We start from the raw sequence: 23,214 nt of genomic DNA on the forward strand, positions 1-23,214 counted from the left end.
GCCTGGTAGCCGACCTGAGTGGTGTGGATCAAGAGCGGGCTTGCAGTGGATTGGCTTTTCTGTGGGAGCTGGCTTGCCTGCGATGCAGACACCTCGGTACATCAGGCAAATCCAGTTGATGCTTTCGCAGGCAAGCCAGCTCCCACATTTGACCGAGGTCGGCTGTCAGGCCGCCGTGCTTTGCTTTGTTTTTGATCTGGCCCTTACATCCTTACCGCTGACGAAGTCAGCGATCTTTTGATCTAGGGCTTTTGATCGTGATCTGAGACGCCCCGTCAATCACGATGGCCGAACGCAGGCTTGAATCCGTGGGCAACCCGGCAGGACGCCGGGTTAGCCGCGCTGGGCCATGGATGGCCCATCGCGGCGGCCCACGGATTCAAGCCGGAGTGAGGGCACACCGAGCCTAGGCGAGGTGCAGAGTGATGGGGCGAGGACCTTTTGCTTACTTTTGGGTCCTTCCAAAAGTGAGTCGCTGTAAGAGCGAAACCATAAGCGGCCATTACCGCAGCAACGGATATGCCCCCCTACACCCGCTTAACCTTCAAATGCCGCGCATACCAAGGCCGCTTCGGCACCCGCCTAAACAACCCCTGCAATACCTCATCATCCTCAGCCGCAAACGTAATCCGCAACGCCAGCTTCATGGTCTCCGGGTCCATCTCCATCGACTTCCCCATCTGCAACCCCGGCGTGGTACTGCACCCATGCGTGTCCGGCCCCAGCCACGGATCCCCCACTTCAACCCAACGCCCCGGCGCAAACCACGCCACGCCGTTAACCTCAAGCCGGCTCACCTCACCCGGATTAAACCGCTCATGCGCCCGAAACCAATCCTCAATACGGTCATCAATCCAACCATGAAAATGCCAAAACACCGGATTCACATGCGATGAAAACGGATCCCCCAGAAAGTCGTTCTCCGCCGCATACCACCGCGGCGCAAAGTCCGAAGGATCCCGCGCAAAAGGCACAGGCGCCCCGTTGGACGGGTCCCGAGGCACCGAAGCCCAACGCATATGCAGCCAGTCATGCAAACCCAGCTCCATCTCCGATCCCAATTGCCCCAACGTCAATTTAGCCAGGTAACGCGGATCGCGGTACTGAGACTCCCACACCTGAAAGTTGCTGTGATAAGTCTCCGCAGCCTTGATATCACTGACCCACTGCGTGTACTCGCTGTCCTCAGGTGCCGACCAAGTGGGCGGCAGTGCAAAACCATCGTGATTGTCGAAATAACGCAGAAAACCCAGGCGATCACGCTCAAGCGCCGGTTGTGGCTCGGGAAATTGCGGCCACGACGGCAAATCCTGCATCGAGCGCGCCGCACCGAGCATATGCCGGTGCATAAAGAAGAAATCGACACCCGACCCATTGCGATCCTTGAGTTTGCCGCGAGCATCCCGCTCTTTGCCTCGCGGGCCGGGCTGCCAGCCGATGCCGCGCAAGGCGTCGCGCTTGTCTTCGGAGAGTTTGTGCCACTGGTCACGGGTGGCATGCCACAGCTGATGAAACAGACGGTGCTCGGGGGCGATCAGCCAGGCCAGCAGGGTCGGGTTGAGGCCAATACGCTGACGAGCCTCGGGAAACCAGTGTTTATGGGCGATAAAACGGTTGTCACGCTCGGTCAGTGCCAACGGCCGATCCAGATCGAGGATCTGCCCGCTGAGGGTACTGCTGCCGGCGTTGGCAAAGTCGGCCCAGACTTCGTCGAGGGTCATCTTGAATTCGTAAGCCGGTATGCCGTTGGCGGAGTCGCGGTCGATCAGACGCCAGTACAGCAAGGCGCCCTCGCCCGTCAGCACATCACCGAGCACGCGGTAGCGCGGCTCACCCTCGGCACGCAGGTTGGCGGCAGTGTCGAGGTAGCCGCGCAGGCCACGGCCACGCGGGGCGATATCCAGCAGCAGCTCCAGGCCCTGCAGCGGCAGGCCCTTGAGGCCGGCGTCGCGGCCTTCCAGGCGCAGGTTCCAGACCCCGCGCAAGGTGTTCGCCAGTTGCTGGCCGGCGGTGTCGGCCAGGTCCACCGTGGCCTCGCCCGGGGTGATGGGGAATTCTTCTTCGCGCGTCAACTCGCGATGGGCATAAAAGGCCGCCGGCACGGCGGCACCGGTAAGCGCCAGGCCAGCGATGAACCCACGTCGAGAGATGGTCATTTTCTACCTTAGGAAACGGCTTTATCAGAGCTAGAACGTTTGCAGGCCGGGGAAATTTACCGCGCCGCCCGTGCGGCCTAAATTTCCCCGGCCATCACTCGTTCCTCCCTGATAGCGAAGGCCTCAACTGACTGAGATGGCAATGACAAAACCACGTTCGAAAAAGGCGCTGTATATCGGCCTGCCGCTGGCACTGGCCATCGGCGCCGGAGCCGGCTTCCTGGTCTGGGATCACTGGTTCAAGGGCAATGCCGGCTACCCGCTGGAGGTGATCAAACAAGCCAATGAAATGCAGGACCGCCTGCTGTCGTTCGACAGCCATATCACCGTGCCAGTGGATTTCGGCACGGCCGGCAACGAGGCGGACAAGGACGGCGAAGGCCAGTTCGACCTGGTCAAGGCCAATCGCGGGCGCCTGTCCGGAGCGGCCTTGACGATTTTTGGCTGGCCGGAGATCTGGAATGGCCCCAACGCGCCGCACAAGCCCACCGAGGGTTTTGTCGAAGCGGCACGCCATGAGCAGGAAGTGCGCTACAAAATCATCAGCGCCATGGTGCGCGACTACCCCAACCAGGTCGCCATCGCCTACACCCCGGATGACTTCCGGCGCCTGCATGGCGAGGGCAAATTCGCGATCTTTATCAGCATGCTCAACGCCTACCCGCTGGGCAACGACCTGAATCAGCTGGACCTGTGGGCGGCACGCGGCATGCGCATGTTCGGCTTCAGTTATGTGGGCAATAACGCCTGGTCCGACTCGTCGCGCCCGCTGCCGTTTTTCAATGACTCGGTGGATGCGCTCGACGGCCTGTCGGACATCGGCAAGCAGGCAGTGCACCGCCTCAATGACCTGGGGGTGATCATCGACGTGTCGCAGATGTCGACCAAGGCCCTGGAGCAAGTGGCGCAGTTGAGCCGCACGCCGATGGTGGCGTCGCACTCGGCGCCGCGTGCGGCGGTGGATATCCCACGCAACCTCAGCGACAAGGAACTGCAACTGATCAAGAACAGCGGCGGCGTGGTGCAGATCGTGGGCTTCTCCGCCTACCTGCGCCCGCTGAGCCAGCCGACCCAGGACAAGCTCAACCGCCTGCGCGCACGCTTCGACCTGCCGCCGCTGCCCAACCTGGCCATGGCCTTGATGCCGGGCGACGCGATCATTGCCGCATGGCCCGAGCACAAGTTCGGCGAGTACGCCAGCGCGCTGTACGCCATCCTCGATGAAGAACCCAAGGCGACGCTCAAGGACCTGGGCGACGCGATTGACTACACCGTACGCAAGATCGGCATTGACCACGTCGGCCTGTCGTCGGACTTCAACGATGGCGGCGGCATCCAGGGTTGGAACAACGTGGGCGAGATTCGCAACGTGACCGCCGAGCTGATCCAGCGCGGTTATTCCGAGGCGGATATCGCCAAGCTGTGGGGAGGCAACTTCCTGCGGGTGTGGGACCAAGTACAAAAAGCCGCCAAACCCTTGGCCAACCGCTAATCACCTAGAAGCAAGTCCATGACCGACCGCCGTACGTTTCTCAAACAGGCCGGTGTGTTCGCCGCCAGCCTGCCGTTGGGCGCCGCCCTGCTCCCTCAGGCAATGGCCGCCAACACACCGGATGACCCATGGACGGGGCTCAAGCAACTGTTTAACCAGGACCCGAACTACCTGCACTTTTCCAACTTTCTGGTGGCCTCACACCCAAAACCGGTACGCGAGGCGATTGAGCGTTACCGCGCCCAGATTGACCGTAATCCGGGGCTGGCCATGGACTGGGACCTGCAGGAACCCTGGAAACGTGAAGCCCAGGTGCGCGAATGGGCCGGCCGCTATCTGAAGGCCACGCCTGCGCAGATCGCCCTCACCGGCAGCACCTCCGAAGGGCTGGCGATGATCTACGGCGGGATCAAGGTGAGGCCCGACCAGGAAATCCTTACCACTGTTCATGAACACTACGCGACCGAGTTCAGCCTGGATTTCAGGGTGCGCAAGGAACAGACCCAGGTCCGCAAAATACGCCTGTTCGAGAACGCCAACCGGGTTTCCACGGATGAAGTGCTGGGCAATATCCAGCGCGCCATCCGCCCGAATACCCGCGTGCTGGGCATGACGTGGGTGCAGTCCGGCAGCGGCGTCAAGTTGCCGATCGGCGAGATCGGCACACTGGTGCAGGAACACAATCGCAACCGCGATGACCAGGACCGGATCCTCTACATCGTCGACGGCGTGCACGGTTTTGGCGTGGAGAACCTCGACTTCCCGGACATGCACTGCGACTTTTTTATCGCCGGCACCCACAAGTGGATGTTCGGCCCACGCGGCACCGGGCTGGTGTGCGCCCGCGACCCGCAAAACAAATACGTGACACCGATGGTGCCGACCTTCTCCGAAGACCAGAATTTCGCCACCAGCATGACGCCAGGCGGCTACCACGCCTTCGAGCATCGCTGGGCGGTGGACGAGGCGTTCAAGCTGCACCTGCAATTGGGCAAGGCGCAGGTGCAGGCGCGTATCCATGCGCTCAATACCGAGCTGAAAGACCAACTGCTGGCCCACCCGCAGATCGAACTGGTGACCCCGCGCAACCCAGAGCTGTCGGCCGGTTTCACCTTCTTCCGGGTCAAGGGCCAGGAGAGCGACGCAGTGGCGGCCTACATGATGAAAAACCGCGTGGTGATCGATGCCGTGGACCGCGATGTCGGCCCGGTAATCCGCACCGCCCCCGGCCTGCTCAATTCCTCCGATGAGATCCGGCGTTTCATGACCCTGCTCAGCCAGCGGCTGTGACGCCCTCCCTTTTTCCCTTTGAACGAGATGCCCACATGAATCCATCCCGACTCAAGCCCCTGACCGCCCTGGCGCTGACCGCCCTGTGCGCGGCGCTGCTGCCCAACCTGACCCAGGCCGCCACGCCGCAACCCGGCAAAGTGTTCAAGGACTGCAAGGACTGCCCGGAAATGGTGGTGCTGCCCGCCGGCACCTTCACCATGGGTACGCCCGAGGATGAAGTCGGCCGCGAGCCGGATGAAGGCCCGATGCATGACGTGACCTTCGCCAAGCCCTTCGCCATGAGCCGCTTTCACATCACCGCCGGGGAATGGGACAGCTATATCCGCCAGACCGGGGTGAAGATCGCCGACGGCGACACCCGCCCCGGCCGCGAATGCATCGCCAGCAAACCGCGCTACCCGCAGGGCCCACGCCAGCCGGCAGTGTGCATGGACATGGACGACATCAAGCAGTACGTGGCGTGGCTGTCGAAGAAAACCGGCCAGCAGTACCACATGGTCAGCGAAGCGCAACGCGAATATGCCGCACGCGCCGGCACCAGCGGGCCCTTCCCCTTCCCGTTCGATGCAGGCAAGGGCTACAGCATCGCCGAGCACGCCAACACCTATGGCCCGGCCGACGGCTACAGCTATTCCTCGCCGGTGGGCAGCTACCCACCGAACGCCTTTGGCATGTACGACATGCACGGCAATGTCTACGAGCGAGTTGCCGACTGCGAACACGCCAACTACATCGGCGCCCCGACCGACGGCAGCGCGTGGATGGAGCCGAACTGCGAGGGCTACCAGATTCGCGGCAATGACTGGGGTGAGGCGCCGGTGTTTTCACGCTCGGGCAACCGCAACAACATCTACCCGCAGACACGCGGGGACTGGATCGGCTTTCGGGTAGTGCGCGACCTCTAAGCTGCAGGAAATTCAATGTGGGAGCGGGCTTGCTCGCGAAAGCGGAGTGTCAGATACACATTCAGTGACTGACACTGCGCTTTCGCGAGCAAGCCCGCTCCCACATTTTGAAGCGTGCCCGTTTTAGACGCCCTGCTTGGCCAACAACTCCAACCCTTCATGCAACGCCGGGAACAGGCTGTTATTGAAGTTGTTCCAGCGCAGTTCGAGGATGGTGTCGTCCGGCGAAATCTCGGTTTTCAGCACGTCATGGAACACTTCGCCGGAGTCGATGCCGTTATCCACGTAGTGGAAGGAGGCCCCGGTCAGGTACAGCGGTTCCGACGGCTGGGTGGCCTTGGTGGCCCAGTCCACCACGGTTTGCCCACGTGCGCCGTACAGCGCATTCCAGGTGGCGTAGGCCCCACGGCGCTCGTAAGGCGATTCGATACGGGTAATGCCTGGGTGAATATTCATGATACGGCGGGCAAACGGTGCGCCCGGGCGTACCAGCTCATCGAGGATCACCAGCAAGCCATCCAGCACCACGATATCGGCCTTCAATTCCACCAGCGTGTCATGCAGGCGGCGCTCGAAATCCTGTTTGCCGGCGATGTGCTCAGCACTGCCGCGTGGCAGGCGACGGTAGGTGGACGGCACGCTCAGCAGCAAATCGTTGACCAGATGGCCCTGCACCCGCAGGTCGGCCGGGTACAGCCACTGGCGGCCCGGCTGGTAGGCAAAGCCATAGTCGCTGACCAGTTGCTGGTCCCGTGGGTTCTGTTCGTCGTCGTCATACACCACGCCCACCAGGTTGTACGCCTGGCCCAACGGCGTGTCGTTGAGCGAGCCCACCAGAAACTCCAGCACCGATTTCATGTAGCGCTCGTGGTCCTTGTAGGCCACCGGCTGCCCGGCCTTGTCGGCGGCGGCATTTCTCAGGGACCACACATACACCAGATTCTTCTTCGTCATTGTTTCGCTCTCGCTGGACAGATCAGGCACGCGCCAATACGCGTGCGCCTACCCAACAAGAACGAACCAGGCGCCGCGCAATTTATCCGCCATCGGCACCGTCGGGCACGCCGAGCTAAATAGTCGCGCCAATGCTTCGTTTGTCATGGGTAAGGGTCTGTGTGCCCAGCCCCCTCTTTTTCACTTTCCGGGAAGTATTTATGACCGACCCCAAGCGCGGCGCCTTCAACGGTTTGCTCGCATTGCTCAGGCCCTTTCGCACCATCGTGACGGTCTCCGTGGCCCTGGGCATGGCCGGTGGCCTGGCCATCACCTTGTTGCTGGCGACCATCAATAACGCCCTGCATTCACCCCAAGGCATGACCCAGGGCGTGATCCTGACCTTTGCCGCCCTGTGTGTACTGGCGCTGGTCAGTTCGATCATTTCCGATATCGGCACCAACTACGTGGGCCAACGGATCATCGCCGCCCTGCGCAAGGACCTGGGCGAAAAGGTGCTGTCGGCGCCAATCGGGCAGATCGAGCGGTATCGCTCCCATCGGCTGATCCCGGTGCTGACCCACGATGTCGACACGATCAGCGATTTCTCCTTCGCGTTCACCCCATTGGCCATTGCGGCCACGGTCACCCTCGGCTGCCTGGGCTACCTGGCCTATCTGTCGGTGCCGATGTTCCTGATGATGGTGGTCGCCATCGTGATCGGCAGTGCGGTGCAATTTATCGCTGGCGGCAAGGGCATCCAGGGTTTTGACCTGGCGCGCAGCCATGAAGACGAGCTGCAGCGTTACTACAACGCCATCGCTTCGGGTGCCAAGGAACTGCGCATGCACCGGCCACGCCGCTTTCGCATGAACACCCACCGCATCCAGGAAACCGCCGATCGCATCAGCGATATCCAGGTGCGCTCGGTGAATATCTACATCCTGGCCAAGACCTTCGGCTCGATGCTGTTCTTCGTGGTGATCGGCCTGGCCCTGGCGATGCAAGCCTACAACCCGAACCCGGACCCTACCGTGATCACCGGTTTCGTGCTGGTGCTGCTGTACATGAAAGGCCCGCTGGAACACCTGCTGGGGTACCTGCCGGTGGTGGGCAAGGCGAAAATTGCGTTTGGCCGCATCAGCGAGTTGTCGGAGCGTTTCTCTTCGCCCGAACCGCACCTGCTGATGGACGACAGCGAAGCCCCGCAACCGCTGGTCAACAGCCTGCAACTGCGCGACGTGAGCTACAGCCCGCCGGCGGTGGAAGGCAGCGAGCCGTTCCACCTGGGGCCGATCAACCTGAACATCGCCCAGGGCGACATCGTGTTTATCGTCGGCGAAAACGGCAGCGGCAAGACCACCCTGATCAAGCTGTTGCTGGGGCTGTACCCGCCGCAATCCGGCGAGATCCTGCTCAACGGCAAACCGGTGACCGACCCCGAGCGCGACGACTACCGCCAGCTGTTTACTACGGTCTTCGCCGACTACTACCTGTTCGACGACCTGGTGCAGGGCAGCGCCGCGCAGTCACTGGACAGCGCCACCAAATACCTGGAGCGCCTGGAGATTGCCCACAAGGTCAGCGTCAAGGACGGCGTGTTCAGCACCACCGACCTGTCCACCGGCCAACGCAAGCGCCTGGCACTGGTCAACGCCTGGCTGGAAGAACGCCCGGTGCTGGTGTTCGACGAATGGGCCGCCGACCAGGACCCGGCCTTCCGTCGCATCTTCTACACCGAGCTGCTGCCGGACCTCAAACGCCTAGGCAAAACCATCATCGTGATCAGCCACGACGACCGTTATTTCGATATCGCCGACCAACTGGTACGCCTGCGCGCCGGCCAGGTGGTGCACGAAATGGAGCCTGCGTGAATTTTCTTTTCCGGTTTTTCCAAGTAGGAACGTCTCACTAGTGGTAATGAGAACCAGCCTCAATAAAATTTATATTTGCCCACTTAAAACATAGAAGAGAAAACATCCATGCCAGCACGACTCGGTCTCAGCCCACTGAGCAAAGCGCTCTCCATGCGTCGGGCCCTGAACATCAACCTCTTGCCGAGCGCGTTCGCCCTGGCGGTATCGCTGCCGGTCGCCGGCTATGTACAGGCACAAGAGATCGAGTTGGACATTCCCGCGCAGCCGCTGGGGAGCGCGCTGCAGGAATTCGGTCGTCAGGCCAACATGCAGGTGCTGTACAGCCCGAGCGACGTGCAAGGCAAAACCAGCAGCGCGGTCAAAGGCAAGCTGGAACCGCAGCAGGCGATCACCACCCTGCTGGGTGGCACCTCGACCGTGCACAGCCTCAACGGCAACTCGCTGACCGTCACCGCCGCCGGTGCCTCCGCCGGGCTGGAACTGAGCCCGACCCAAGTGACCGGCAACGTGCTGGGCAACATCACCGAGGGCTCCGGCTCCTACACCCCGGGGACGATTGCCACGGCCACCCGCCTGACCCTGACACCACGGCAGACCCCGCAGTCGATCACGGTGATCACCCGTCAGCACATCGAGGATTTCGGCCTCAATAACGTCGATGACGTGATGCGCCACACCCCGGGCATCACCGTGTCGGCCTATGACACCGACCGTACCAACTACTATTCCCGTGGTTTCTCGGTCAACAGCTTCCAGTACGACGGTATTCCGTCGACGGTGCGCAATGTCGGTTATTCGGCGGGCAACACCCTCAGCGACATGGCGATCTACGACCGCGTCGAAGTGCTCAAGGGCGCCACCGGCCTGCTCAACGGTGCCGGTTCCCTGGGCGCGACCATCAACCTGATCCGCAAGAAGCCTACCTCTGAGTTCAAGGGACATGTGCAGCTGGGCGCCGGCTCGTGGGACAACTATCGCAGCGAAGTGGATGTGAGCGGCCCCCTGACCGACAGCGGCAACGTGCGGGGCCGTGCGGTAGCGGCGTACTCAGGACAAGAACTCGTTCATGGACCACTACTCGCGCAAGACCGAAACCTACTACGGCATCACCGAATTCGACCTGTCGCCCGACACCATGCTGACCGTCGGTTTCGACTACCAGGACAACATTCCACAGGGCTCGAGCTGGTCCGGCTCGTTCCCGCTGGTCAACTCCAACGGCAGCATCAACAAGATGCCGCGCTCGTATAACAACGGCACCACCTGGAGCTCCTGGGAGCAAAACACCCGCACCGCCTTCGCCATGCTCGAACATGACCTGGGTGATGGCTGGGTGACCAAGTTCCAGCTCGACCACAAGATCAACAGCTACCACGCCGACCTCGGCTCGATCCAGTTCGTAGAGCCGCAGGCCGATGGCACGGCGGTGATCAACGGGCAGAAATACACCGGCGATACCAAAAGCACCTCCGCCGACCTCTACGCCACCGGACCTTTCAGCCTGTTCGGGCGTGAGCATGAGCTGGTCGTGGGTGGCTCCATCGGTACATCGCAATGGAAAGGCAAGGGTTACTGGTCCCCGACCTGGCCACAGGGCAACACCGTCGACTTCTACAACTGGAACGGCAAGATCGACCGGCCTATCTATGGCCCTGCACAGCAGCACACCGACGACACCATCCGCCAGACCGGCAGCTACGTGACCGCGCGATTCAACGTGATGGATGACCTGAACGTGATCCTCGGTGGGCGCGTCGCCAACTACCACGTCACGGGCTTGAACCCGTCCTATAAGGAAACCGGGCGGTTCGTGCCGTATGCCGGCGTGATCTACGACCTGAACGACAATTTCTCGGTGTACACCAGCTATACCGATATCTTCCAGCCGCAGGAGAGCACCTATAAGGACCGCAACCAGACGCTGCTGGAACCGGATGAAGGGCAAAACTACGAGCTGGGCCTTAAAGGTGAGTTCCTCGACGGCCGCTTGAACACCAGCCTTGCCTACTTCGAGGTTCACGAGACCAACCGCGCCATCTCCGACGATGCCTACAACAACCAGACTCCGGCCCCGTCGAACTACGCGTTCAAGGGCTCCAAGGCCGTCACCAAAGGCTACGAAGCGGAGATTTCCGGTGAGCTGGCTGAAGGCTGGCAGGTACAGGGTGGTTACACCCACAAGATCGTGCGCGACGAAGACGGCAAAAAAATCTCCACCTTCGAGCCTGAGCACCAGGTCAACCTGAACACCACCTACAAGCTCAAGGGCGACCTGGACAAGCTCACCGTCGGCGGCGGCCTGCGCTGGCAGAGCAAGGGCTGGTATGAAATCTACAACTCGCCTCTGGATCGGAACCAGGACATCACCCAGGACGCCTACTGGCTGGTTGACCTGATGACCCGCTACCAGATCACCAAGAGCCTGTCGGCGACCGTAAACCTCAACAACATCTTCGACAAGTCCTACTACACCAACGTCGGTTTCTATAACTCGGCCGCCTACGGTGAGCCACGCAACGTGATGTTCAGCACCCGCTGGGACTTCTGATGTGATGCCTTGATCGCCCCTCGCGGCGATCAACCGAGAGCCCGATGAAAGCCCTGCTTTCATCGGGCTTTTTTGTGCCCTGCCCTACTACCGTCTAAAGCAGGCGAAAAAAACCCGGATCGCTGATCCGGGTTTGTTGTTCAAGCTAAGCGTTACTCCAGGGCGGCCACCAAACTGCTGATGAATTCGGCGCTGTCGATGATCCCGTCATGATCGGTCTCGATCATCACCGAACGCTCAATGCGCCCCTGGCCGATGGTGCTCGCCATGTGCTGCTCGATCAGGTCCTTGCAGCGCCCGGCTCGGCTCAGGGAAGCCCACCAGCAACTGAGGGGAGCCTTGATCGGCTTGAAGTCAGCGGCGACCAGGCGTTCACTCAAGGCGCGGTCAACGTCCCAGGAGATCTGCGCTTCATTGCCGCGCAGCAGCTCTTCCTTGATACCGGTAAACGCTTCACCCAGGGTCTGCTCGGCCCAGGCCACAAACGCCTGCCATTGCCCCGCTTCATCCTCGGCCTGCCGCTGGCAATGGTGCCAGGCGTGCTGAATCTGCTCGGCAAACGCGGGGAACATCACCCCCAGCAAGGCTGCACGGCGCTCATTGGCCGAGACCTCACGGGCGTCCTCCACCACCACCGCTTCCCAGTAAGGCGTGAGCCACTGCGGCGGCGCAGCATCGATCCAACCGACAAACTCGACCTCACGACCCGCCTGTTCCAGTGCATACGCCACCTCCATCGCCAGGTTACCGCCCAGCGACCAGCCGGCCAGGCGGTAGGCGCCCTGGGGTTGGGCCGTGAGCAGTTGCGCGGTGTAATCCTCGACCATCGCCTGCCACTCGGGCACCACCGCGCCCTCTTCGGCCAAGGCACGGCAGATCACCCCGAACACCGGGCGTTGCTCCCTGAGTGCCAGGGCGATGGCGGTGTAACAATGCACCGAGCCAAAGCTTGGGTGGAACATGAACAACGGCGTGCCTTCGGTCTGGCTGTTGAGCTTGACGATCAACGAACTGCGGGCTTCACCCTGCAAGCAGTTGACCTGCCCGCGTACCGTCGGGTTAAGCATCAGTTGGCTCACGGACAAACCGACGCCGCTGACCTTGCGGATGCGCTCCTTGAGCATCAACACCAGCAGCGAATGGCCACCCAACTCGAAGAAATTGTCGTTCAGCCCCACACGCTCAACCCCCAGCACCTCACTCCAGATCGCCGCCACTTGCTGCTCGATCTCGCTGCGCGGCGCCTGGTAAGCCTCCGTGCCCTGGGCCTGCGGCTTGGGCAGTGCCTTGCGATCCAGCTTGCCATTAGGGCTCAAGGGCATCTGCGCCAGCGCTACCCATTGGGCGGGCACCATGTAATCGGGCAACTGCGCGGCCAGGTGTGCGCTGAGCAGGGCTTTCCACTCCTGCGGCTGTTCGTGCAGCACCAGGTAACCCACCAGGTGCGTGCCGTCTACTGCCAGCACTGCGGCTTCACGCACGCTGGCATGCTCCAGCAGGCGCGCCTCGATTTCACCCAACTCAATGCGCAGCCCACGCAGCTTGACCTGATGGTCGATACGCCCGGCATACTCGATCACGCCGTCGTCGCGATAACGCGCCAGGTCGCCGGTACGGTACAGGCGTGCGCCACTGCCGAAGGGGTCGGTCACAAAGCGTTCGGCCGTCAGCGCCGGGCGACGGTGATAACCCCGCGCCAGGCCAACGCCCCCCAGATACAGCTCGCCCAACACGCCCACCGGCGCAGGCTCCAGGTTGCCGTCCAGCACGTAGCAACCCAGGTTGGCGATGGGCCGACCAATCGGCACGGCGTCCGCACCTTCATCGACACAGGTCCAGTGGGTCACGTCGATGGCAGCCTCGGTCGGTCCATACAGGTTGTACAACCCGGCATGGGGCAGTTTGGCGAACACCTGCTGCTGGGCATCCACGGGCAGTGCTTCACCGCTGCACACAATGCGTTGCAGGCTCTGGCAGGACGCGACCGCCGAATCCTGCAGGAAGGCTTGCAGCATGGACGGTACAAAGTGCAGCGTGGTGACCTGCTCGGTATTGATCAGGCTCACCAGCCTGGCCGGGTCGCGATGATCCCCCGGTGCTGCCACTACCAGGCGTGCACCGGTCATCAGCGGCCAGAAAAACTCCCACACCGACACATCGAAGCTGAACGGCGTCTTCTGCAACACCGTGTCGTCGCCCCCCAGGCCATAAGCCTGTTGCATCCAGCACAGCCGGTTGGTCAGGGCCGAGTGACGGTTGCCGGCGCCCTTGGGCTGGCCGGTTGAACCCGAGGTGTAGATCACATACGCGAGGTTTTCGCCGTCTACGGTGACCTGCGGGTTGTGTTCGCCCCAAGCCTGCAGCCAGGCATCGCCCGGCTCCAGCACCAGGTGTTGCACGCCCGCCGGGATCGGCAATTGCTCGAGCAAATGCGCCTGGGTCAGCAACAGCGTCACGCCACTGTCTTGCAGCATGTACGCCAGGCGGTCACGCGGGTATTCAGGGTCCAGCGGCACATAAGCGCCCCCGGCCTTGAGGACCGCCAGCAGCCCGACCACCATCTCGATGGACCGCTCTACCGCCAGCCCCACCAGTACGTCCGGGCCGACACCGGCCGCGATCAAACGATGGGCCAGGCGATTTGCCCGACCGTTCAACTCGGCGTAGCTCAGACGCTGCCCGCCGAATGCCAGGGCCGGTGCATGCGGCGTGCGCAGTACTTGCGCCTCGATCAGTTGCTGCACAGCGCTGTGCAGCGGGTAGGTCTCGGCCGTAGCGTTCCAGGTGCGCAACACCTGTTGGCGCTCGGCCTGCGCGAGCGACGGTAGCTCGGCCAGGCGCCGCGAGCCGTCATCCGCCAGTGCTTGCAGCAACTGCTGGAAGTGCTCGGCCAGGCGCTGGATATGCGCCGCGCTGAAACGCTGGCGGTCGTAATTGAATTCCAGGCCCAGGGTTTCACCGATCGCCAGCAACACCGTCAGCGGGTAGTGCGTCTGCTCCAGGCTGTGCACGGCACCAAAACGCAATCCCGACGGCGCGCTCTGCTCCAGCGCCTCGGAGACCGGGTAGTTTTCGAACACCAGGATACTGTCGAACAGCGCCTCGCCGCCCAAACCGGCCCAGCGCTGGATCTCGAACAGCGGCGTATGTTCCTGCTCACGCAGGCGCACGTTTTGCGCCTGGACTTGCTGCAGCCACTGGCTGACCGACAGCTGCGCATCGGGTGTAGCTACCACCGGCAAGGTGTTGATGAACAGGCCCACCTGTTGCTCGATTCCTTTAAGCTCGGTCGGGCGACCGGCCACTGTCGCGCCGAACGCCACGGTGTCCTGGCCGGTGTGATGCTGCAACAGCAACAGCCAGGCGCCTTGCACCACGGTATTGAGGGTCACTTTGTTGCGTTGGGCAAAGGTCTTGAGGCGTTCGGTCTGGGCGGTCTCCAGGCTCAGACGGTATTCGCCGTTTACCGCAAGGGCCGCGCCCTCCTCGACCTGCACGTCACGCGCCAGGCGGGTGGGCTCTTGCAGGTTCAGCAGTTGCGCTTTCCAGAAGGCTTCGCTGACCGACTTGTCCTGCGCCTGCAACCAGGCGATGTAGTCGCGATAACGCCCAATCGGCGCCCGCAACGGCTCACCCGCGTAGTGTTGCAACACCTCGCCGAACAGCTGCGAACCACTCCAGCCGTCCATCAGGATGTGATGATTGGTGTAGATCAAGTGGTAAGCGTCGGCGCCCGTGCGTACCACCGACAGGCTCAACAGCGGCGCCTGTTCCAGCACAAAACCCTGGCCTCGGGCCGACTCGGCCAAGCGCTCAAGCGCCGCGGAACAATCGGCACGCCCTTGCCAGTCAAGCTCGGCGAACGGCATGCGCACCTGCTTGTAGACCACCTGCAGCGGCTGCTCAAGCTCGGCCTGCCAGAGGAAACCACTGCGCAGAATTTCGTGGCTGTCCACGGCCGCCTGCCAGGCTTGGCCAAAGCGCGGCACATCCAAGCCTTGCACGTCGATGCGCATCTGGTTGATGTAGTCTCCGGAGCCTTCCCCGTACAGCGACTGAAACAACATGCCTTGCTGCATGGGCGACAGCGGGTACAGGTCTTCGACGTCGGACACCGCCAGCGGCAACGCATCCAGTTGGGCCTGGGTCAGGCGCGCCAGCGGGAAGTCCGAGGGCGTCACACCCTGGTTGGACGAGATACAGCAGTGCTCGATCAACGCCTTGAGCTCTGCGGCATACTCGTCCGCCAGGCGCTGCACGGTTGCTTCATCGAACATCTGCCGGCTGAAACTCCAGTTCAACTTCAGTTCGCCGCCGTATACCTGACCATTGATTTCCAGCCAATTGCCCAGCGGGGCTTCAAGGCTTTGTTCGTCACCGCTGGCGTCGCCGGAGGGTGCGAACAGACCTTCTTGCTCTCCACCGTCGAAACTGCCGTCGAACTGCCCCAGGTAGTTGAACGTAATACGCGGGCGCGGCAATTCGCCCAACACACGCTGCGCTTCGGGCGTGCCCAGGTAGCGCAACGCACCGAAGCCCAGGCCCTTGTCCGGCACTGCGCGCAGTTGCTCCTTGATCTGCTTGAGGGAGCCGGCCAGGGAGTCGGTAGGCACCAGGTTCAATGGATACAGACTGGTGAACCAACCGACGGTGCGGGTCAGGTCGATCTCGTCAAACAGGTCCTCACGGCCATGGCCTTCCAGCCGGATCAACATCGACTGCTCACCGGTCCAGCGCACAATCACGCGCGCCAGGGCGGTCAGCAGCAGGTCGTTGATCTGGGTGCGGTAGGCGCTCGGTGCCTCCTGCAGCAAACGGCGGGTGAAGGCCTGATCCAGGTGGGTGCTCACGCTCAACGCATGGCGGTTGCTCAAGCTGGCCTGTGGGTCGGCCCCGGGCAAGCCGACCGGACTGGCCTGCAATTGCGCCTGCCACCAGGCCAATTCCTGGGCCAGCGCAGGGCTGGCCGCGTAGGCTTGCAGGCGTTCGGCCCAGGCCCGGGTCGAGCTGGTCTTGGCCGGCAATACCACTGCTGCACCCTGTTCGATCTGGCGATAAGCGGTTTGCAGGTCTTCCAGCAGAATACGCCAGGACACCCCGTCCACCACCAAGTGATGGATCACCAGCAACAGGCGCTGCGACCCATCGGCCATGCCCACCAGCACCGCCCGCATCAGCGGGCCTTCACTCAGGTCGAGGCTGCGCTGGGCTTCCTCGCCCAGGGCCTCAAGCTCCTCGACCGTGTTCAGGGTGGACTGCCACAACACCTGCTCCGCCTGGTGCTGCTGCGGCCCACGATAGGCCGCGCTCCAGCCGGCTGCCGCCTGAGTGAACGTGGTGCGCAGGGCGTCGTGATGCACGATCAGCGCCTGCAGCGCCGCCATCAGCACCGGGGCCTGCAACGGCTGGTGCGGTTGCAGCACCACGGACTGGTTCCAGTGATGACGCTCGGGAATGGTATCGGCGAAAAAGCTCTGTTGAATCGGCAGCAACAGCAGCTCGCCGGTCAACGGTGACTGATCCAGCACCACCGCGCCTGCGCCTTCCTGCGCCACCGCCGCCAGGCTCTGCACGGTTTGGTGCTGGAACAGGTCCTTGGGGGTGAACCGCACCCCGGCCTGGCGTGCGCGGCTGACCACCTGGATCGAAATGATCGAGTCGCCGCCCAGTTCGAAGAAGTTGTCGTGCAGGCCGACTTTTGGCAGGCGCAGTACATCCGACCAGATGGCCGCAATCTTCTGCTCCAGCTCGCTTTGCGGTGCCACGTACACCTGCTGCATCTGGCTCACGTCCGGGCGCGGCAGGCCCTTGCGGTCGAGCTTGCCGTTGGGCGTCAGCGGCATGCGTTCCAGGAACATCAGGTGAGTGGGCACCATGTAGTCCGGCAGGCGGGTTTTCAGGGCACGGCGCAGGGCTTCACGGCAGCTCGACTGGGCCACCGCGTCGTCCATCAGCAGCGGGTCCAGCGGCACTATATACGCCACCAGTTGCTTACCGCTCGGGCCTTCCTGGGCCACCACCACGGTTTCGCCGACGCTGTCCTGCTCGCGCAGACGTGCTTCGATCTCGCCCAGCTCGATACGGAAACCACGGATTTTCACCTGATGGTCGACACGCCCCAGGTAATCCACCACGCCATCCGGGCGGCCACGGGTCAGGTCGCCGCTGCGATACACGCGGCTGCCGGGTTTGCCGAACGGGTCCGGCACGAAACGTTCGGCGGTAAGTGCCGGACGCTCCAGATACCCCCGGGCCACGCCCTCGCCGCCCAGGTACAGCTCACCGGCCACGCCGATCGGTTGCAGGTTGAGTTGCGAGTCCAGCACATAGCCGCTGCGGTTGCCGAGCAGCGTGCCAATCGGCGCGTAGACAGCCCCACATGGGTCGCCCTTGCGCGCCTTCCACAGCAGTGGCGTGACCACGGTTTCGGTCGGGCCGTAGCCGTTGAACAGGTAGGTCGGCTTGAGTGCACGCCACGCCAGGTCGTAACTCGCTTGAGCCACCGCATCGCCGCCGAAGCAGTACACGCGCACTTTTGGCGGGTTACCGTCGCGCTCGGCATGCTCGGCCAACTGCTGCAAATAAACCGGCGGGAACACGGCCATGGTCACGTTATGGCGGTGCATTTGCTGGTAGGTGTAGTCCGGCAGCCACAGGCTGTCATCGCGGATCAGCACACTGGCGCCATTGATCAGCGGGTGCATCCAGCCTTCGTGGGAGCCGTCGAAGGCGAACGACATAAAGTGCAATTCGCAATCGGCCGGGCCGGTTTCATAGCGCTCACCGGTGGCGATAATGTGCGCCACCAACGGCCCATGCGACACCGCCACGCCCTTGGGCATGCCGGTGGAACCGGAGGTGTAGATCACGTAGGCAAGGTTGTCGCCGTCGAGTTTCACCGGGGGTGCGGTGTCGCTGAAATCGGCCCAGGTTTGCCGTTGGTCGATGGCAAGCACGTCCAGCCCGTCCGGAATCGGCAGGCGCTGTTGTACGGCCGAATGGGTCAGCAGCAGTTGCGCACGGCTGTCCTGCATCATATACAGCAGGCGATCACGCGGGTATTCGATGTCCAGCGGCACATACACGCCACCGGCTTTCATCACCGCGAGGAACGCCACCATGATTTCGGCGCTGCGCGGCATGGCGATGGCCACCCGCACTTCCGGGCCGACGCCACGGGCGATCAGGGCGCGGGCCAGGCGGTTGGCCTCACGGTCCAGCTCGCCGTAGCTCAGGGTTTGCGCGTCGAATTTCACCGCGACCGCGTGCGGAGTTTCACTGGCACGGTCGGCCACCAACTCGTGCACCAGGCGCTCGGCCGGGAAGCCGGCGCCGGTTTGGTCCCATAGCTCGAGAATCTGTTGCTGCTCGGCAGCGTCCAGCAGGCTCAACTGGCTAAGGCTTTGCCGTGGGTTGGTCACCATCGCTTGCAACAGGTTCTGCCAGTGGCCGGCCATGCGTTGCACGGTACTCGCCTCGAACAGGTCCTGGGCATACCCCAACGTGGCCCAGATCCCCTCAACCGATTCCTGGATATCCAGGTCCAGGTCGAAATGCGCAGTCTTGCTCTCCCACTCCAGCCCTTCTACCCGCAGCATGGGCAGTTGGTGCTGGACCTGGGCCTGGCCGACGTCGGTCTGGTGGTTGAACATCACCTGGAACAACGGGTTGTGGCTCAGGCTGCGCTCGGGCTGCAAAGCCTCCACCAGTTGCTCGAACGGCAGGTCCTGGTGGGCCTGGGCTTCCAGCGCCCGTTGCCGGGTCTGCTGCAACAATTGCTCGACGCTCATCTGGCCGTGGATATCGGCTTTGAGCACCTGGGTGTTGACGAAAAAGCCGATAAGACGCTCGGTTTCGCTGCGATTGCGGTTGGCGATCGGCACCCCGACGCGTATTTCTTCCTGGCCGCTGTAGCGGTGCAGCAAGGTCTGGAACGACGCCAGCAGCAGCATGAACAGGGTCACGCCTTGCTGCTGGGCCAGGGCCTTGAGGTCGTGGGTCAAGCCAGGCGCCAACTCAATCGCCAGGCGTGCGCCACGGTGGCTCTGCACCGCTGGGCGCGGGTGGTCGAACGGCAATTCCAGCACGCTCTGCTCGCCGCCGAGCATCTCGCGCCAGTAGGCCAGTTGGCGCGCCTTCTCACCGGCCTCCATCCAATTGCGCTGCCACACGGCGTAGTCGGCGTATTGGATCGCCAGCGCCGGCAATTGCAGGGCCTGGCCCTGGCTGTAGGCGGCGTAGAGCTGCACCAGCTCCTCGACCATCAGTTGCATCGACCAGCCATCGGAAACGATGTGGTGCTGCACCAGTACCAGCACATGCTCGTCAGCAGCCAGACGCAGCAGCGACACGCGCAGCAACGGCCCTTGTTGCAGGTCGAAGGGTTGGGCAATCTCGGCCTCCACCCGCGCCTTCAATGCGCTTTCTTCGACCTCGGCACACGCGATGTGCAACGACACCTGCGGCTCGATCACTTGAACCGTGCGCTCGCGCTCCTCGCGCAGGCAGGTGCGCAGGCTTTCATGACGGGCCAGCAAGCTGTCGAAACTGCGTTGCAACGCCGCCTGGTCAAGCTGGCCTTTCAGGCGCAGCGCGCTGGGAATGTGATAGGCCGCGCTGTGCGGCTCCAGTTGCCAGAGAAACCACTGGCGCTCCTGGGCGTACGACAGCGGCAGAGGCTGATCCCGTTTGGCCGGCAACAGCGGCGGCGCCTTCGGCGCTGCGGGGTCCTGGGTGGTCAGTGCGGCCACAAACCCCTCCAGGCGCGGCTGCTCGAACAGGGTCTTGAGCGGCACTTCCAGGCTCAGGGCCTGGCGGATGCGCGAGACCACTTGCATGGCCAGCAAAGAATGCCCGCCCAGTTCAAAGAAGTGATGCGCCAGGCCCACGCGCTCAACACCGAGGATATCGGCCCAGATCGCCGCGATCTGTTGTTGCAGCGCCGTGACCGGCTCCAGCCAGGCCTGCTGGCCCGACGTGGCATCGGGCTTGGGCAGGGCCTGGCGGTCGAGCTTGCCATTGGGGTTCAGGGGCATGCGGTCGAGGAAGATCAGATGCGCGGGCACCATGTAATCGGGCAATTGCTCGCGCAAGCTGGCCTTGAGCAGTTCGCCGGCGGCCAGGTGCTCGTGCTCGGATAACGCCTGCGTCGGCACCAGATAGGCCAGCAATTGATTGTCGGCCGCGAGCAGGAACGCCTCGCGAACCCCTTCCTGGGCCAGCAACAACGCCTCGATCTCACCCAACTCGATACGAAAACCACGGATTTTCACTTGATGGTCGACCCGGCCGACGTACTCGATCACCCCGTCTGCGCGATAACGCGCCAGGTCGCCGGTGCGGTACAGACGCTCGCCCAAGCGGCTGAACGGGTCAGCCACAAATCGCTCGGCGGTCAGGCTCGGGCGTTGCAGGTAAGCCCGCGCCAGGCCGCTGGCGCTGGCAATGTACAGCTCGCCCACGGCGCCGACCGGCAACAGGTTGAGGTCGCGGTCCAGCACATACAGGGCGCGCCCCGGCAAGGCACGGCCGATGGGGCTGGCGCTGTCGCCGACCACCACGTTGTCAGCGCTGCAATCGAGCGTACTGGAGACCACGGTGGCCTCGGTAGGCCCGTAGGTGTTAAGCAGTCGCACATGGCCCAAGCCCGCACGACGCCACATCGCCGGACCGTCCAGGGGCATGGCTTCGCCGCCGATATGCACCTGGCGCAGCGCGCCGTACGAGCGTGGGCCCGCCGCCAGGCAATCCTGCAGGAACAGTTTCCAGTAGGCGGTGGGCAAGTCGGCCAGGCTGATGTTCTGGTCGATAATCTGCCGGTACAGATCGGCCCCGTCCCACAGTTGCGGGCCGCGCAGCACTACGGTGGCCCCCAGGGTCAGGGCCGGGTACAACTGCTCGACAAAACCGTCGAAGTTCAGGGTTGCGAACTGCAGCACCCGGTCCTCAGGCGCCAGGCGTGAATAGTCGGCAGCGATGCCCGCGAACTCGCTGAGCGCGGCGTGGCTGATGGCAACGCCCTTGGGCTTGCCGGTGGAACCCGAGGTGTAGATGACATAGGCCAGGCTGCGGGGCTCGAACTCGACAGCCGGGGTGTCATCGGCACACAGCGCCAATTGCGCCTCGGCAAGGTCGATATCCAGGCACGCCACTTGCTCCGGCAACGGCAGGCGCTCGCGCAGGTGAGACTGGGTCAACACCAGTTGCACGCGACTGTCTTCGAGCATATGCACCAGGCGTTCGCGGGGATACTCGGGGTCCAGCGGCACGTACGCCCCGCCCGCCTTGAGCACCGCCAACAGGCTGACCACCATCGCAAACGAACGCTCAACCGCGATGCCGACCAGCACCTCCGGGCCGATGCCCTGGGCGATCAAGTAATGCGCCAGGCGGTTGGCCTGGCGGTTCAGCGCGTCATAGCTGAGCGTCTGGTCACCCAGGGCCAGCGCCTGGCGTGCAGGGTGTTGCCGGGCCTGGGCGTCGAACAATTGATGCACGCCTTGCAGCGCGCCCGCCGTGGCCGGGGCATTCCAGTCCTCAAGCATCACCTGCTGTTGCGGTGTGCTGAGCATCGCCAGCTCGCACAGACGGCTGCGCGGCGCACTCACCACGGCCTGCAGCAGGTTTTGCCAGTGCTGCGCAAAACGCTCGATGGTCGCCGCGTCGAACAGGTCGGTGGCGTAGGTCAGCGCCGCCCAGATGCCTTCGGCGGATTCATGGGTGTCCAGGCTCAGGTCAAAATGCGTGGTGTGGCTGTCCCAGTCCAGCTCTGCCACCCGCAGGCCGGGCAACTGCTGGCCGTCGCGGCCGCCCTGGGCGTCGGTCTGGTGATTGAACATCACTTGGAACAACGGGTTGTGGCTCAGGCTGCGCTCGGGCTGCAGCGCCACCACCAGCTGTTCGAACGGCAGGTCCTGGTGCGCCTGGGCTTCCAGGGCACGCCGCTTGGCCTGGTGCAGCAACTCGGCAAAGGTCATCTGCCCATCGAGGTCGGCCTTGAGCACTTGGGTGTTGACGAAAAAACCTATAAGGCGCTCGGTTTCAACGCGGTTGCGGTTGGCATTCGGCACGCCGATACGAATATCCGACTGGCCACTGTAGCGAAACAACAGGGTCTGGAACGAGGCCAGCAGCAGCATGAACGGCGTCACGCCCTCTTGCTGCGCCAGGCGCTTGAGGCCGGCCACCCGCTCGGGCGCCAAGTGCACCTGCAAGCTTGCGCCGCGATGGCTTTGCTGCGCCGGGCGCGGATGGTCGAGGGGCAACTCGAGCACCGGTTGCTCACCGCCCAGCAGGTCTTGCCAATACGCCAGCTGGCGGGCCCGCTCGCCCGCCTCCATCCAGCTGCGCTGCCACAGCGCGTAGTCGGCGTACTGGATCGGCAGGCCCGGCAGCTCAACGGCCTGGCTCTGGCTGTAAGCGGCGTACAGCCGCACCAGTTCCTCGACCATCACTTGCATCGACCAGCCATCGGAGATGATGTGGTGCTGCACCATCACCAGTACGTGTTCATCCTCCGCCAGCTGCAGCAGGGTCACGCGCAACAGCGGCCCTTGCTGCAAATCGAAAGGCCGGGCGACCTCGGCTTCGACCCGCGCCATCAGCTGGGGCTCGTCGACCTGGGCCTGGTGTATCTCGACCCTGGCCTCGGGCTCCACGGCTTGCAACAAGCGCTCGCCGTCCTGGACCAGCCGGGTGCGCAGGCTTTCATGCCGGGCCAACAGGCTGTCGAAACTGCGTTGCAGTGCGCCCAGGTCCAGGCGCCCCTGCAAGCGCAATGCGCCGGGGATATGGTAGGTGGCGCTGTCCGGGTCCAGTTGCCAGAGGAACCACTGGCGCTCCTGGGCGTAGGACAGCGGCAAGGGCTGGTCGCCCTCGCGAATCGTCGCGATAGGCAATTGGGCAAAGCTCATGCCGCGACTTTGCAGACGCTGGTAAAACTGCTGGCGCTGTTCCAGAGGCAGGCGAAGAAAGCGCGAAACCAGATCGATGTTAGGGTTGGAAAGCATGG

General features: G+C 63.1%; 7 protein-coding genes and 1 pseudogene. 5 read left to right on the top strand and 3 right to left on the bottom strand.

The window, feature by feature from the left end; translation table 11 throughout:
• Positions 1–527: 527 nt before the first annotated feature.
• The gene (locus LRS56_13820) at positions 528–2,156 is read right to left on the bottom strand and encodes a PvdJ/PvdD/PvdP-like protein (GenBank protein ID WDU65419.1); all 1,629 of its coding nucleotides are present in this window, start codon (positions 2,154–2,156) and stop codon (positions 528–530) included.
• A gap of 142 nt (positions 2,157–2,298) precedes the next feature.
• On the opposite strand from LRS56_13820, the gene pvdM reads away from it, so the two are divergent.
• From pvdM to LRS56_13835, 3 genes are read left to right on the top strand one after another with little or no spacing between them, the layout of a single operon-like run.
• A complete protein-coding gene (pvdM, locus tag LRS56_13825; protein WDU65420.1) occupies positions 2,299–3,648 on the top strand; it encodes a pyoverdine-tailoring dipeptidase-like protein PvdM in 1,350 nt (449 codons plus the stop codon).
• An 18-nt stretch (positions 3,649–3,666) separates the two neighbouring features.
• The gene (locus LRS56_13830) at positions 3,667–4,938 is read left to right on the top strand and encodes an aminotransferase class V-fold PLP-dependent enzyme (protein ID WDU65421.1); all 1,272 of its coding nucleotides are present in this window, start codon (positions 3,667–3,669) and stop codon (positions 4,936–4,938) included.
• A 35-nt stretch (positions 4,939–4,973) separates the two neighbouring features.
• Complete coding sequence (locus tag LRS56_13835; GenBank protein WDU65422.1) at positions 4,974–5,846, top strand: formylglycine-generating enzyme family protein; 873 nt, start codon at positions 4,974–4,976, stop codon at positions 5,844–5,846.
• A 123-nt stretch (positions 5,847–5,969) separates the two neighbouring features.
• Here LRS56_13835 and LRS56_13840 read toward each other — a convergent pair whose 3' ends face one another.
• The gene (locus LRS56_13840) at positions 5,970–6,800 is read right to left on the bottom strand and encodes a N(5)-hydroxyornithine transformylase PvdF (protein WDU65423.1); all 831 of its coding nucleotides are present in this window, start codon (positions 6,798–6,800) and stop codon (positions 5,970–5,972) included.
• 200 nt (positions 6,801–7,000) lie between these two features.
• Here LRS56_13840 and LRS56_13845 point away from each other — a divergent pair, with 200 nt between their 5' ends.
• Both LRS56_13845 and LRS56_13850 read left to right on the top strand, forming a co-directional pair.
• Entirely contained in the window at positions 7,001–8,653 is a 1,653-nt protein-coding gene (locus LRS56_13845; protein ID WDU65424.1) for a cyclic peptide export ABC transporter, read from the top strand.
• Positions 8,654–8,761: 108 nt separating this feature from the next.
• Positions 8,762–11,204: pseudogene (locus LRS56_13850) on the top strand (TonB-dependent siderophore receptor).
• 152 nt (positions 11,205–11,356) lie between these two features.
• Here LRS56_13850 and LRS56_13855 read toward each other — a convergent pair.
• Entirely contained in the window at positions 11,357–23,212 is an 11,856-nt protein-coding gene (locus LRS56_13855; protein WDU65425.1) for a non-ribosomal peptide synthase/polyketide synthase, read from the bottom strand.
• Positions 23,213–23,214: the final 2 nt, after the last annotated feature.

The sequence above is a fragment of the Pseudomonas poae genome (assembly GCA_028869255.1).
GTDB lineage: Bacteria > Pseudomonadota > Gammaproteobacteria > Pseudomonadales > Pseudomonadaceae > Aquipseudomonas > Aquipseudomonas poae_C.